This window comes from Evansella sp. AB-P1 (assembly GCF_029688925.1).
Lineage (GTDB): Bacteria > Bacillota > Bacilli > Bacillales > Salisediminibacteriaceae > Evansella.
In genome coordinates, this window is the sequence record NZ_JARUKY010000012.1 from 134,257 (window position 1) to 148,448 (window position 14,192).

Consider the following 14,192-nt stretch of genomic DNA (forward strand, 5'->3'; position numbering starts at 1 on the left):
TCACTTGATCCACAAAAATTTTTGCCCATACCGTTTTTAGAATAGCCTCCGCAATTGTTTCATTTCCCAATAAGGTATAAGGTAAGGGCTCTTTTCCATAAACACTCAAAAGCTTTGATTTACATACAAACACTAGGGTCAATTTGGATTCTGTGATTTCTAATAGGATTGCTGCTTCATCCGTTGATAGATCTGTCAGTAACCATTCATCAAGGATGAGTAAATCTAGTTTCGTATATTTTTTAATCAATTTTCGATAGCTTCCATCCGCAGCTAGTTTTGCGAGAGACAGCTCATCCAACAATTCCGGTAATCGAATGTATTTAACATTGTAGAATTGACGACAAGCAGATATCCCAAAAGCAGTAGCTAAGAAGGACTTCCCTAAACCAGTAGGACCTTTCAAAATGATATTGTGACTGTCATGGATATAGCTACCGCTGGCCAGTTTTAATATCAAACTCTTATCTAGTTTTCGATCCTCGTGATATTCCAAATCCTCAATACAAGCATTTGAATTTAAAAAAGTTGCTGTTTTAATCAATCGTTGAAGCTTATTACTTTTACGACGGGAATATTCTAAATCAATGAGTAAACTAAAACGTTCTTCAAAACTCATCTTCTGAAACTCTTTATTCATGGATTGCTCCTTATAGGCTTCCACCATTCCACTTAATTTCATTTCGTTTAGTTTGGTTAATGTTTGTTCATTCATCATTTATCCGTTCCCCCATAGTAAGAAGCTCCACGTGTGAAGCCATAGTTACTTTTGCTGATATCTGTTTGACGTTTCAATTCTTGCTCGGCATCATTCTTTTTGTTGTTCTTTAAGATCGTTTGAATACTTTTGACCGTTGGTCTTTTAGTCATAGAAGTTACCATTTTACATGCACGTTCAATTTCATATTTTGTGTAACGACGTTCAGACTTCTTCAATAAAAATATGGACTGTAACGCCTGTTTTTCATTAAGTGAAGTATCTAAAAGATATCGTATGACACTCAAGGTGGATTCCCCGATTCTTTCAGCCCATTCAACGGCAGCGTCTGGCGTCTGACCCACGTACAACTTATGATTGTCAGGCATATGGTCATGAGTGGTGGAAGATTGTCCAAATTTCCCATATAATCGTTTATGTGATGCCACACGCATATGATTAAAAAAGACTTCAATGAGGTTTTCAGTAATCTTGACCTCGACTTCTCGGTTAATATATTCGTATGGTACCGAATAAAACATGCTATCGATAGAAAGATGATAGTTAGGACCTATTGTCGTCTTTTTCCATTGAGACATTTTATAAGGTGCTATCGGAAGGGGAGAAAAGGCGAATTTCTCCTCTTCTTCAAATGCCGACAAACGAGACCCTTTTTTCCGAGTAAAAGGGCGCTGATTGAATTCATCTAATTTCTTCCAAACTTCTTCGTTCAATTCATCGATACTGAAGCAATGTGTATTTCTTAATGCCGCAATAATCCATGTTGAAATTACCCCAACATACCCTTCAACACTTGCCTTATCTTTCGGAGTACGAACTCGTGCAGGCATCACAACAGTGTTATAGTAATCTGCCATCTCTCTATAAGTTGGATTTAAAATCAATTCACGTGTGGTATGCTTTGTCACACTCGTTTTCAGATTATCTGGTACTATAATTTGTGTTGAGCCACCAAAATACTTATAAGCATTATTGTGAGCAGTAATCCATGAATGGGAATCCATCGATAGGGTTGCTTCCGCATAGGAGAATTGACTGCACGGCAGTGTCGCAACGAAAACATACGCTTTAACCTTCTCCCCATTATCTCTATCAATGATGAAGGCAGTAGATCCTGCCCAATCAACTTCCATTATTTCACCTGGTTTTCTGCGAATACGCAATGTGGCTTTGTACTTGTCGGCGTACTTACTGTAGTGACGCAAAAAACTACGATACGAGTATGGAATCTTTTGATTCACTCTACATTCAGCTTCATACTCATGATGAAGAAGAGAAAGTGTTACATTGGGCTTAGCCAACTCTTCATGAATATAATCAAAATTCAATGCTTGACGGCCAGAAGCCTCCAAAGATTTCTCAGGAAAAAGAAACTCATCATTCCATTTATCCATCATTAATTCTTCCTCTAACGGAAAAACTAATCCCTTCTTTTCAGCTAGGTCAATCACCTCTGTTACTTTTTGACGAGAGTGACCTGTACTGGCGGCAATGCCCCTGAGACTGATCCCCTCATCGTGCAATCCAATATCTTTCGGTAATGAATCATACAAAAAATACCTCCTACATAAATAATGACACACCCTTAGGTGTGCTCACTAATTATACAGAAGGTAAAGTGGTAAACTCTCTGTCACTTACTGGTACATTCTTTGTCATTCGATGGTAAGAACTATGTCACTAGTGGTACATTTCATTGGCTGTAATCAAATGGCAAGGGGACTTGGCATTTCCTTGTTTTTCGTTAGCTAAGATGAAAAGAAAATCACCTCAAGTTATAGCAAAGTCTTTATCGGATAAAATAAAAAATCCTCTATTTGAAAATGTTGTAGCAGATGGTCCTTACGTCAATGTTTTTTTAAACAAGGAAGTTGTAAGTGTAAATACCATCAAAACTATTTTACAAGCTGGAGATAATTATGGTACACAAAAGATAGGGAATGGTAAAAATATCGTTATCGATTTCTCTTCTCCCAATATTGCAAAACCATTTTCCATGGGACATTTAAGATCTACTGTAATAGGAAATGCCATTGCAAACCTTGTGGAAAAATGTGGATATAACGCAGTTAAAATAAACCACCTTGGAGACTGGGGAACGCAGTTTGGAAAGCTAATCGCAGCTTACAAACTATGGGGTGACGAGAAACGAATAAAACAAAAAACTATTACTGAATTGTTAAACCTTTATGTGCAATTCCATAAAGAAGCAGAACATAACACTAGCTTAGAAGAGGATGCACGACTTTGGTTTAGAAAGCTAGAGGATGGAGATGAAGAAGCTCATAGTCTATGGCAATGGTTTAGAGATGAATCATTACAAGAATTTTCTAAAATATACGAGCTGTTAGATGTTCACTTTGATTCCTACCAAGGTGAAGCCTTTTATAATGATAAGATGGAAGGAACCGTCAATAAATTAAAGGAAAATCAGCTTCTTTCTATTTCAGAAGGGGCCGAAGTAGTTACTTTAGAGGAATATGCTTACCCTCCTTGCTTGATTACAAAATCTGATGGAGCTACATTATATGCTACGAGAGATTTAACTGCAGCAATTTATAGAAAAGAAGAATATCATTTTGAAAAAGCTTTGTATGTTGTGGGACACGAGCAAAGCTTACATTTCAAGCAAGTTTTTTCTGTTCTAGAAAAAATGGGGTATGAATGGGCAAAAGGAATGGAGCATATTCCATTCGGGTTTATTTTAAAAGAAGGTAAAAAAATGTCTACAAGAAAAGGAAAGATTGTTCTTTTAGAAGAAGTTATAATAGACGCAATTGCACTAGCAAAGGAAAATATTGAAAACAAAAACCCACATTTAGAAAACAAAGAGGATGTTGCAAATATGGTGGGTATTGGTGCTATCATTTTTCATGACCTAAAAAATGAAAGACAAAATAACGTGGAGTTTTCTTTAGAAGATATGCTTCGTTTTGAAGGGACAACAGGTCCTTATGTTCAATATACACATGCACGAGCATGCTCTATTCTTAAAAAAAGAAATATTGAGGAGAATGTGGAAGAAGTAAAAGGACTTGATGATCCATATAGTTGGCACGTAGTAAAAAGTTTAATGGAGTTTCCAACAATTATTGAAAAAAGCTATTATCAATCTGAACCGTCTTACATTGCAAAGTACTTAATAGATTTATGTCAGGACTTTAATAAATATTATAGTCATGTGAAAATTTTAAATGATGACGGTCAGCAACAAAATAGATTATCATTAGTAAAATCAGTAACAATTGTGATAAAAGAAGGGTTACGATTATTGGGATTAAAGGCACCAGAAAAAATGTAGTGGCGGTTGGGAGTAATGTTGATGAATTCAAAACAAAATGATCAAGATCGAATAAAACTTAAAGCATTTCGGAATGCATATATTTCCGTTTTCGTCATTTATTTATTTACTGTTATCTTAAATGATGTAGTATTTCAACTGGATCTAGATTATCGATATATATTTTCTATTACCGTTGTTTCCATGGTAGTAGTCTTTTACTTTACAATATTTTTGGAGAAAAAAAACACAAAATAAATTGGTTATTAACAAGATGGGTGAGAAAGTAAAAGTAGAATTGTAGCTTCTATACTTTATGAAACTTAATTAAGTTTTATTTCGTCTTATTAGTAAAGGAGGATTTTCCGTGATTAAATTTATTAACGTAGCCATTGCTCTTGGTATTTTGTTTTTGTCAGGATGCAATACTGAAACCACGGAGAACACTGATGTAGATCGTTACGATGTAGAACAAACGACAGATGAAACGATTGAGGATGAATTTATATTTCGTCTTGTTAGTGAAAAAGAAGAGTATAGTGAAGGGGAAGAAGTAAAACTATACGGTGAAATTGAGTATGTAGGTGAAGAAGGGGCAGTAGAAATTCTTCACTCTTCTTCTGAGATCATTTTCAATTTGGAGGAAAAGGTAAGGGAGTATAATATCGGATTTGCAGTTAACGATGTTGGAAATATAACAACTCTACAACAAGGAGTACCCTATCGAGAGGAATATGCTAAAAGTGGTGGATTTGCTGTAGATCGAGATCCTCAAGATTATATCAGGTTTATGCAAGATTTTTTATCTAGAGAAGACTTTCCAACCGGGTATTATATTGTGAATGGTGTTGCAGATTTTTATCTTGAAGATAGTACAGGTGTACAAGAAAAAAAACATTATCAAATTGAAGCACAAGTTGATTTTAAGGTATATGAATAGATACGTTATCCTTAAACAACTTATATTCGCCTTATATCATATAAGAAAAAGGTGGCATCTACCCTGAAAATAGCTGATATCAAAATTAATAGTATTAGCAAATAAAGGTCAGATTTAATCATTCGTTCCACACCACTTCGCTTTCACCACAGGCATAAGTGCGACATCTGTTCATGCTTCACAGAGTCTTCTTTACCGTGGGCAACGCCTCAGCTTCACACTTCGCACACTGCGTCGAAGTGCGGGATCTTCACCTGTTGCTTTTCCCGCAGGTGTCTCGTGGGATTCCACTCATTCCAATTGGATTAAAATTAATTTTCATCCTTCATGGTGCAAAACTTCGCTTGCATGGGTGGTCTACCTTAATAAAACTTATTATTAAATATTTGCAACTTTACTCTATATCTTTCGTCTAATGAATAAAGGAGAATATTCATATGGTGAAATTTGTAATTTTTATAAGTTTCTTTATATTATTAGCTAGTTGTACACCGGATACAGAAAGTGAAACGGGAGATAGTGGAGTTTACACAACAAGAAATCCAACAGCAGAAGATGTGTTAGCTAGTAATGAAGATGATATTTTCGTTTTTCATGACGTTGTTTACGTTTATGCAGAGGATATTGATTGGGTAAAGCAATTAGATCTTACTTTAGGTGATGAAGTACTTGAAATAAACCATCAGTCTATTTCTGGTAAGGATTTTGTTAATGGAACTGCATCAAAGTTACCTTTAGGTACTAAAATATATGAACCTCGTGAAAAGGGTGATATTTATATTGCAATTGTTAACGGGGAAGAAGTTCGATATTTAGGATGGCGAGAAGGGTGAATTTTTTGAGTGAATGATTAATTTCAAAAATGAAAATATCCTAAAATGGCTCAGTACCTTTACTGAGTCATTTTTAATTGGAAAATCTCAAAATTTTTTAAGCTACGAATCCATCTAAGTTATTTTGGATATTTGTTCCTTTTTCTGTTTTATATTTAGTATTTTTAAAGGAATAGTGTTGGTGAATAAAGATGAATGATCGACAATCAGGATTTAAGTTAGTTGATTACTCTTTATTATTTTACTTGTTTTATTATTTTGTTTACTTTTATTGAAGCCAGATATATGAGTAAAAATAGAGTTTCAACCTTTTGAGATTTTTATAAACAAAAACTTTCTGAATTTCATACATAAGAATTTGTTGATACGTTTGAAGAGGAATTTGTATTAAAATCTAATTTGTTGATAAATGTTCATGTTCTAGATTCCGTATAGGCAATTATCAAATTAACTCAATATAAGATGGATTAAAAATTTGATAGAATAAATTTATTTTGCTATATATAAAATTAGGATAAAAACAAGTTTTTTAGTTAAAATTAATTTTATCGATGAAGACTTAAATGTTTCGGTTATTATCGAGTAAATCTTACATATTGGAATTAATTAAGGTGGGGAAAGTATGAAAGAGAGCAATAAACGACTATCGAGTACGGAAATAGGAGGACTATGGACAGTTTATATGCAAGAAAGTATGGCCATATGCTTTTTGAAACATTTAAAACAACATAACAAGGATGAAGAAATATTACCAATATTAAAGAAATCTTTGGATTTTTCTCAATTTCATATTAAACGTATAGAAGAATTTTTTCGAATGGAGAATATCCCCATACCACATGGTTTTTCTGAAAAAGATGTTGATTTATCAGCACCTCCTCTTTTTCATGACTTATTTTCGCTAAGTTTTGTATATTCGATGAGTCGGATGGCAATGGTAAATTACTCTTTTATAACAGCAGCTGTTGCAAGAATGGATGTTCGTGAATTTTTTACGAATTGCTTACAAGGATCAACAGATTTGTTTAATGAATCTGCTACATTAATGTTAGAAAAAGGGATATATGATCGTCCACCCATGATCAACTATCCTAAAAAAGTGGAATACATCAAAAATGCATCCTTGCTTTCAGGATATATCAATAAAAAGCGACCTATAAATGCAATAGAACTAAATGAAATTTTCTATAACACGGTAAGGAATTATTTTGGATCTATTCTTTGTTTAGGTTTTCTTCAAGTAGTGAAAGACGGAGAAATCAAGAAATATATTAAAAAAGGCAAAGAAATATGCGACAAGCAGAATAAATTGTTTAATGACATTCTATTAGAAGAGGATCTTCTTGGTTCTGCTCCAGTTTCAATGGAAGTAACTGATTCTACCACTTCCCCGTTCTCTGAACGGCTCATCATTATGTTATTTCATTCACTAAATCAAATGGATGTTACTCTTCTTGGGCATTCGCTGTCACTTTCCATGCGTAGTGATCTCACAGCGCATTTCAGTAAGCTGATTATTGAAGTTCTTAAATATGGTCAGGAAGGATTTAAAATTATTGTTAATAGAGGTTGGATGGAACAACCACCTCAAAGCACTAATAGAAAAAATCTTATTCATGGTTTATGACTAGCTGTATAAAGGATCAGTAAGAATAGCTAGACAAATCAATACAATATACCCCCACCTAATAGGTAACAACATGATTATTACAATAAAAGTTATGTCAATGCTTAAACACGTAGGCTGAATGCCAATCACTGATCTTGTATTCCTGTTTATAAGTTATGGAGGAAGTGCGATAATAACAAATATGATCGCAATTAGGATCGTTCAAAATGCAAATATAAGAACAAAACATTATATGTTTGGTAAGAATGAATAAGATAGTAATAGACTTTACATACTTTTCAAAAACATTAGATACATGCATAAGTATAAAGATTATAATATGTATATATATGACATAAAAGTATGATGGAGTTGATGGTATGGCTATTTATAGGATAACAGAAAAGAACATAGACTTGGCAAAAGAAGTTACTAAACTATTTTTTAATACAATAGATTCTTATGAGCAAGTTCAGTTGTTTTTATCCGATGAAAAAAATTATTTAGTTGTTTATAGAAACAATAATAAAATTGCTGGATTTGCCTATGGGTATGAATTACAGAGATTTGATGGTCGGAAAAATATGATGTATATGCACCAAGTAGAGGTATTACATGAATATCGCCAGAAGGGAATTGGAAAAAAACTGATGGAAGAATTCATACATATTTGTAAGAGGAGAGATTGTGAGAAATTATTTCTTATAACAAATAAATCTAATGAAGCAGCAGTAGCTCTCTATGAACGTCTTGGTGGAATATCCCCAAATAATGATGATCTTTTATATTCTTTTCAAATGTAGTTGTCTAATAAATTGTTTAGTTTAAGTTCTATACAATTATATAATGCATAAATATACTAGAATCATATGTGAACAATGGGAAACGAATGCTTGCATTACATAATACACTATTTTATATTTTTTATGCGGAACGTGATGCTAAAGAATTCGTAAATGAACGTTACGACGGTGAATTACTAGAATTAGATCATCTTCTTGAAATGGAAAAGCTTGATAAAGAACTATTACACCGAAGAGATTATTCGTTACTACCAACAGATTTAAAAGAATACATAGAAGAGGTTTATGAGTATTTTTATTAGGTTAATATAGTTCGGAGATATTTAGTCAATCACCTTGTTTTAGGTACAGTGTAAATCATAATTAGTCTTTTTTTAAGTTTTGAATATGTGACTAGCATGAGAAAAAGTGAAAAATGAATAAGTGATTTATGTAGCTTAAAATAATTCTAAATTGTTGGACTCTCAATAAAGGAAAGAAGTTGTCGTAATGACAACTTCTTTCCTTTATTTGAGGATAGTGGGACTTTTTGATCGAAAATTATTATATTAATTCGAATTAATAATTAAAGATGTATAATATTTTCAGTACATAGTAAATAGGAAATATCTTAAATTTATTTGTTAAAGGAATAGATACATCTGAACCCGTACTATCATAAAATTTTTTGTATTATTCCCTAAGGTACTTGGGGACAATTTATAGATCTTGGTCTTCAAGGTGTATATTATAACAAGATAAATGGAGATTTAAATAAATATGTGTAAAAATTAAATGAAGAATACAAATATAAATTAGTTCAAGAAAGAAATTAGGAGAAATGAAGTAATAGGTTTAGGGTTATTGAACTACTAGCACACTATTAACGAACAGAGTAAAGTAAAGCAAAGTAGAGTTGGCATAGATGCTTGTGATACAAACGACGGAATGAAAAGTATGAACCACCCTTGAAAAAAAATTTCATCCTCCATGGTGCAAATTTTCACTTCCGTGGGGGTGTACCCTTAAAATTTGTTTATAACAAGCTTTACTGTAGTTACGTATTATTTATTCAAACAAAAAAAGTACTATATATTTATAGGTGAAAAGTCATAGTTATATAAAATAATTCATAATTTTGTGATAAAATATGTACATCAGTTTTTGTTGGAGGGTAAAAATGAAAAGGTGGTCGAATTTATATACACTATTAGTCAGTCTATTATTTTTTACCATATTTACTTTCAGTGGACTCTATTTTTTTTCAGATAATGCTTTGTTAATATCTTTTTTATTCATATGCTGTGTACTTTTCGGATTTTACGTTAGCGAGTTATTAAAAAATATACTATTCAACAAGAAGATGAAAACGTTGCCAGTCTCATTCAATTTGGAGAAAGAAAAAGAGCTATTATATGACTCTTTATTTGAAAATAATAGTGACGGCATTCTTGTAGTTGATACAAAAGGAAGGGTCATAGATGGAAATCCAGCCATCGTTAAACTTAGTGGTTATAGTATTGAAGAGTTTAAAGAGATAGAATTATCTTCTTTTGTAGTGCAAGAAGATTTAGAAAAGAAATTTAACCATACATATAAAGCGCTAGGAGGACTACCTCAAGAATATAGTATATCAGTAATTAATAAAGCAGGAGATAAACTATATGTGCTAATTAAAATGGTTCCTATTATTGTAAATGAAGAAGTAGTCGGACTTTTTGAAATAATTAAAGATGTTACGGAATCAAAAAAGTTAGAGGAAATGATGTATCGTTCAGACCAACTTAATGCCATTGGTCAATTAGCAGCAGGGATAGCTCATGAAATTAGGAATCCACTAACTTCTTTAAAAGGCTTTGTTCAGTTATCGAAAAAGGAGTTACCAAATGAATATGTTAATATTATGGAAGAAGAGCTTGAACGAATTAATCAAATAGTTGGAGAATTTTTATTTTTATCTAAGCCACAAAAGGTAACATTTGTCTCAAAAAATCTTAAAAATATTGTGGTGGATGTTGTTAACTTTATACAACCAGAAGCATTATTAAAAAATGTAGAAATTCAAAGTAAATATGATCGAGATGTTTTTGACATTAATTGTGAAGAAAATCAATTAAAGCAGGTTTTTATTAATGTATTAAAAAATGCAATAGAAGCTATGCCTAATGGTGGGAAAATATATATAAACATAAAAAAAGGGAAGAACTTTATTTCTATGAAAATAAAAGATGAAGGCATAGGAATTCCAAAGGAAATATTGGATAAAATTGGAAAGCCTTTTTATACAACGAAACAAACTGGAACTGGCTTAGGTATTTTAGTCTGTCAACGAATTATAGACAGTCACGGTGGCACTTTTATAATTGAAAGTGAAGTCGGGAAAGGAACAACAGTAGAAATTTTGTTCCCATTGCTTGAAAAATCAACAATTGAAACAAACGGTATAAGGAAAGATTTTCATACTACTTAATTTTTGAGGGCTTAGTACAAATGATTATGTTCTAAGCCTTTTTATATTGACTTATAATGGAAAATAATGATAATATTATGTTGTACGATATATCGTGTCGCGTACTAGAGAGTAACTCTTCATTTGGAAGGTGGATTTATGATGGAAACTCAAGGGCCTCCTATGTCAGAGGCAATGTACTACGTACTCCTTGCTCTATCCAATCCTCTTCATGGTTATGGGGTAATGGATAAAGTGAAAAAATTATCCAATGGCAGAGTAAAGATGGGACCTGGTACTTTATATGGAATTTTAAAACGTCTCCAACAACAAAACTTTATTTTTCTTGAGGATGCTGATGGAAGACGAAAAGTATATCAAATGACGGTAACTGGAGAGGAAGCTTTGAAAGAGGAGTATCTTCGTCTTTCAAAAATGGTTAACGATGGTAAATTCCTATTCGATATGGGAGGGTCACATGAAGAATAAAACAAAGAAGAAAATGTTATTTTTAGATATTTGGAATATTGAGGATCAAGAGGCTTGGTTTTCAGATATGGCTAGTCAAGGCTGGAAGCTTCATGGAATTGGAAAGGTTACAGCAACCTTTGAAAAAGATGTACCTAAAGAAGTAAAGTACCGATGTGATATTTTTGAAAAAAAAGAGAATAAAGATCAAATAGAGTTTTATCACGAAGCAGGTTGGGAATTTGTTGATTCGTGGGAAAACATACATATATTTCGAGAAAAAAACGAGAATGTAGATATAGAGGAAATTCATACAGATCCAGTGGAACATGCAGATAGGCTAAGTATATTAAAAAGTACAATAAAAAGAAATGCGATTCTAATTTTAATATGTAGTGTTCTTATAATAATGCTTAATATTTCATTAATAAATAGAAATTCATTAAGTAACTATTTAAATGACAGTTTTGTTATTCCTTTAGTCGTCATTATTTTCTATATTTACATAGTATTTTTAATGTTCAATGGATTATTTCATTTATCAAGTAGAATAAGGAAATTGAAATCTGGTAGTTTATTAGAGAATAAAGGTAACTATAGGGGTAAGATACTTAGAAGGAAGTTAATATTATCTAGTTTTCTTGTCATCTTTCTATTGTTAATTTCTTCGGTTTTTACCAATATTACGCATTCTACGACGGATATACCTAATCCTTCAATACCAGATCAAGAATTACCTATCTTACAAATGGAGGATTATAAAAAGTCGTCTCAAGAGTATGAACCCATTTTTCATGAGTTTGATGACAAAAATCGGACTAATTATTATTTAGAAAATTCAAGTATCTTAGTCCCTAAACAATATGAATTACAACAAAATGTGAAAGTGGCAGGTGTCCATTGGGAAGATGGAGTTGAAGCATATACTCCTAATCTTCGTTCTTATGGATATGTTATAAGAAAAGATTGGTTAGCAAAAAACTTTATGAACAACCTCTTGAAAGAAAAGGAAGATATTTATTATGTTACTTTTAAAGAAGAAATGGAATCCCCCTTTGACGAATTATGGATTAGCAAAGGTAGTCACTCTACGCAGCAAGCTTTCGTAGCAAGGTTGAAAAATACTGTTTATTATGTAGAATATTTTGGAATGAAAGATATAGAATATATTATTGAACAAAAAGCTGAAAAAGTAATAAATTAATACCTATTATCACATAAATAAATCCTTCAACCTTATGATTGTGCCTTACGGTTGAAGGATTTTTCTGTGTTTTACCAGTTAATAGTTGTCTCTCTAGAACGTTTTAATAAAGCTTCAAGTGAAAGAAATTTACTCCCGGATATTCCAAGCTGGATAGATACTGCTAAAAGCAAGAGGTCAAATTCATATCCAGTCATAGCCTCGGTTCCTGTAAATCCTCCTTCAAATTTTACCGTTACAATTGCAACAATCATAACAATAGCAAATAGAGCCGAAATAATTCGTGTCCCAACTCCTAAAATCATTGCCATTCCACCAATTAGTTCAATAGCAGTAACAGCATATGCGAGAAAACCAGGTATACCAATACTTTCAAACCATTGTGCAAGAATTTCAATTCCACCTTGCACTTTTATAAACCCATGTATGAAAAAAATAAGTCCTACAACTACTCTTACTAAAAATATCCCTATTTCAACTTTTCGTTCCATTTTATTTATGCCTCCTATTTATCTTTCAATCATGCAAGTATTGTTGGTTAATTGAACGAATGTATTTACATTATTGGAAAAAATCTCTGTATATATACACCTATATAAGATTCAATTTTTATAATGATAGCTTGTTTGTGTTGTTTTGTAAGAGATTAACAAAAAGTAAGTTGAAATACTTGTAATCAACATTATAATTCCTCAAAATATAGATATTAAGTTTAACGTGGTCACTTAGTTTTTATTAGATGAAGGAGGAATAATAAATGGAGATTGGGATTAGTACGTTTGTAGAGACAACTCCTGATGTACATACTGGAAAGGTAATTAGTCATGCTCAACGATTACGTAACGTAGTAGAGGAAATAGTTCTTGCAGATGAGGTTGGTTTAGATGTTTTTGGTGTAGGTGAGCATCATAGGGAAGATTTTGCAGCTTCTTCTCCTGCAGTTGTTTTAGCTGCAGCAGCATCACAAACAAATCGTATTCGATTAACTAGTGCAGTTACAGTCTTATCATCTGCAGATCCTGTTCGAGTATTTCAGGAATTCGCTACACTTGATGGTATATCAAATGGTCGTGCAGAAATCATGGCAGGACGCGGTTCTTTTATTGAGTCCTTTCCTTTGTTTGGCTATAATTTACAGGATTATGATGAGTTATTTGATGAAAAACTTGAATTGTTATTGAAGATTCGTGAGTCGGAGAAAGTGACTTGGAGAGGTGGTCATCGGCCTGCAATAGACAACCTTGGTGTGTATCCTCGTCCTGAACAGGATCCTTTACCGGTATGGATAGGTAGTGGTGGCAATATGCAATCCGTCATTCGAGCAGGAAAGCTGGGGTTGCCATTAGTTCTAGCGATTATCGGTGGTAGTCCCATGCAATTTGCCCCTCTTGTAGATCTTTATAAGCGGGCAGCAGCACAGGCCGGTCATGACATCTCTAAGCTACCTATAGCTTCCCATTCTCACGGTTTCGTAGCTGAAGATACCGAAACAGCTGCAGATAAATTTTTTCCTCCGACACAATACGTCATGAACGTAATTGGACGTGAACGTGGATGGGGTCATTATGATCGGTCTGCGTTTGATCAAGCAAGAAGCTTTGAAGGAGCACTTTATGTAGGTGATTCAGAAACAGTGGCACAAAAGATCATTCACCTTCGAAAAAATGTTGGTATTACACGATTTATGTTACACGTACCTGTAGGATCCATGCCTCATGCAGATGTAATGAAAGCAATAGAATTACTTGGTACAGAAGTAGCACCAAAAGTTCGAGAAGAAATTGCACGCTGGAAAGGGGAGCAGGTGTAATAAAGTTGTCCTAAAAGTCATACCTAAATTATTCGAATTCCATGAATAAGGCTTTTCTTGCAAAAAATATATGTAACAATAGAGTAGGCGCATGAGTTA

11 protein-coding genes and 4 pseudogenes are annotated in these 14,192 nt (G+C 33.0%); 12 read left to right on the forward strand and 3 right to left on the reverse strand.

Annotation, left to right across the window (positions count from 1 at the left end; translation table 11 throughout):
* Positions 1-144: 144 nt before the first annotated feature.
* Both QA612_RS14135 and istA read right to left on the reverse strand, forming a co-directional pair.
* Positions 145-718, reverse strand: a pseudogene (locus QA612_RS14135) (ATP-binding protein); the annotation flags it as partial.
* A pseudogene (gene istA, locus QA612_RS14140) lies at positions 715-2,267 on the reverse strand (IS21 family transposase). The pseudogenes istA and QA612_RS14135, both read right to left, overlap by 4 nt.
* Positions 2,268-2,435: 168 nt before the next feature.
* On the opposite strand from istA, the pseudogene argS reads away from it, so the two are divergent.
* From argS to QA612_RS14195, 11 genes and pseudogenes are all read left to right on the forward strand, one after another.
* Positions 2,436-4,019: pseudogene (gene argS, locus QA612_RS14145) on the forward strand (arginine--tRNA ligase); the annotation flags it as partial.
* Between the two features lie 21 nt (positions 4,020-4,040).
* On the forward strand, positions 4,041-4,256 hold the full coding sequence (locus QA612_RS14150) for a hypothetical protein (RefSeq protein ID WP_278284469.1): 216 nt from the start codon (positions 4,041-4,043) through the stop codon (positions 4,254-4,256).
* 109 nt (positions 4,257-4,365) lie between these two features.
* The gene (locus QA612_RS14155; RefSeq protein WP_278284470.1) at positions 4,366-4,938 is read left to right on the forward strand and encodes a hypothetical protein; all 573 of its coding nucleotides are present in this window, start codon (positions 4,366-4,368) and stop codon (positions 4,936-4,938) included.
* 437 nt (positions 4,939-5,375) lie between these two features.
* Positions 5,376-5,771: a hypothetical protein gene (locus tag QA612_RS14160; RefSeq protein ID WP_278284471.1), complete on the forward strand. Its 396-nt coding sequence runs from the start codon at positions 5,376-5,378 to the stop codon at positions 5,769-5,771.
* A gap of 622 nt (positions 5,772-6,393) precedes the next feature.
* Complete coding sequence (locus QA612_RS14165) at positions 6,394-7,398, forward strand: DUF3231 family protein (RefSeq protein WP_278284472.1); 1,005 nt, start codon at positions 6,394-6,396, stop codon at positions 7,396-7,398.
* 121 nt (positions 7,399-7,519) lie between these two features.
* Positions 7,520-7,654 (forward strand): annotated as a pseudogene (locus QA612_RS14170) (FtsW/RodA/SpoVE family cell cycle protein); the annotation flags it as partial.
* Between the two features lie 106 nt (positions 7,655-7,760).
* Complete coding sequence (locus tag QA612_RS14175; protein WP_278284473.1) at positions 7,761-8,183, forward strand: GNAT family N-acetyltransferase; 423 nt, start codon at positions 7,761-7,763, stop codon at positions 8,181-8,183.
* A gap of 86 nt (positions 8,184-8,269) precedes the next feature.
* Positions 8,270-8,485 carry a hypothetical protein gene (locus tag QA612_RS14180; RefSeq protein WP_278284474.1) on the forward strand — a complete coding sequence of 72 codons (216 nt, stop codon included), beginning with the start codon at positions 8,270-8,272 and terminating at the stop codon, positions 8,483-8,485.
* Positions 8,486-9,342: 857 nt separating this feature from the next.
* The gene (locus QA612_RS14185) at positions 9,343-10,632 is read left to right on the forward strand and encodes an ATP-binding protein (protein ID WP_278284475.1); all 1,290 of its coding nucleotides are present in this window, start codon (positions 9,343-9,345) and stop codon (positions 10,630-10,632) included.
* 141 nt (positions 10,633-10,773) lie between these two features.
* Complete coding sequence (locus QA612_RS14190; protein ID WP_278284476.1) at positions 10,774-11,100, forward strand: PadR family transcriptional regulator; 327 nt, start codon at positions 10,774-10,776, stop codon at positions 11,098-11,100.
* Positions 11,090-12,283, forward strand: coding sequence for a DUF2812 domain-containing protein (locus QA612_RS14195; RefSeq protein ID WP_278284477.1), 1,194 nt, complete (start codon positions 11,090-11,092; stop codon positions 12,281-12,283). Before QA612_RS14190 ends, QA612_RS14195 begins: the two co-directional genes overlap by 11 nt.
* Positions 12,284-12,354: 71 nt before the next feature.
* Here QA612_RS14195 and QA612_RS14200 read toward each other — a convergent pair whose 3' ends face one another.
* A complete protein-coding gene (locus tag QA612_RS14200) occupies positions 12,355-12,774 on the reverse strand; it encodes a DoxX family protein (RefSeq protein WP_278284478.1) in 420 nt (139 codons plus the stop codon).
* Positions 12,775-13,040: 266 nt separating this feature from the next.
* On the opposite strand from QA612_RS14200, the gene QA612_RS14205 reads away from it, so the two are divergent.
* On the forward strand, positions 13,041-14,093 hold the full coding sequence (locus QA612_RS14205; RefSeq protein WP_278284479.1) for an LLM class flavin-dependent oxidoreductase: 1,053 nt from the start codon (positions 13,041-13,043) through the stop codon (positions 14,091-14,093).
* The last annotated feature ends 99 nt before the right edge of the window (positions 14,094-14,192 follow it).

Coding starts and splice junctions, on each gene's coding strand:
- QA612_RS14150 (WP_278284469.1), top strand. CDS start 4,041: ATGAATTCAAAACAAAATGATCAAGATCGAATAAAACTTAAAGCATTT.
- QA612_RS14160 (WP_278284471.1), top strand. CDS start 5,376: ATGGTGAAATTTGTAATTTTTATAAGTTTCTTTATATTATTAGCTAGT.
- QA612_RS14165 (WP_278284472.1), top strand. CDS start 6,394: ATGAAAGAGAGCAATAAACGACTATCGAGTACGGAAATAGGAGGACTA.
- QA612_RS14175 (WP_278284473.1), top strand. CDS start 7,761: ATGGCTATTTATAGGATAACAGAAAAGAACATAGACTTGGCAAAAGAA.
- QA612_RS14180 (WP_278284474.1), top strand. CDS start 8,270: ATGCTTGCATTACATAATACACTATTTTATATTTTTTATGCGGAACGT.
- QA612_RS14185 (WP_278284475.1), top strand. CDS start 9,343: ATGAAAAGGTGGTCGAATTTATATACACTATTAGTCAGTCTATTATTT.
- QA612_RS14190 (WP_278284476.1), top strand. CDS start 10,774: ATGGAAACTCAAGGGCCTCCTATGTCAGAGGCAATGTACTACGTACTC.
- QA612_RS14195 (WP_278284477.1), top strand. CDS start 11,090: ATGAAGAATAAAACAAAGAAGAAAATGTTATTTTTAGATATTTGGAAT.
- QA612_RS14200 (WP_278284478.1), bottom strand. CDS start 12,774: ATGGAACGAAAAGTTGAAATAGGGATATTTTTAGTAAGAGTAGTTGTA.
- QA612_RS14205 (WP_278284479.1), top strand. CDS start 13,041: ATGGAGATTGGGATTAGTACGTTTGTAGAGACAACTCCTGATGTACAT.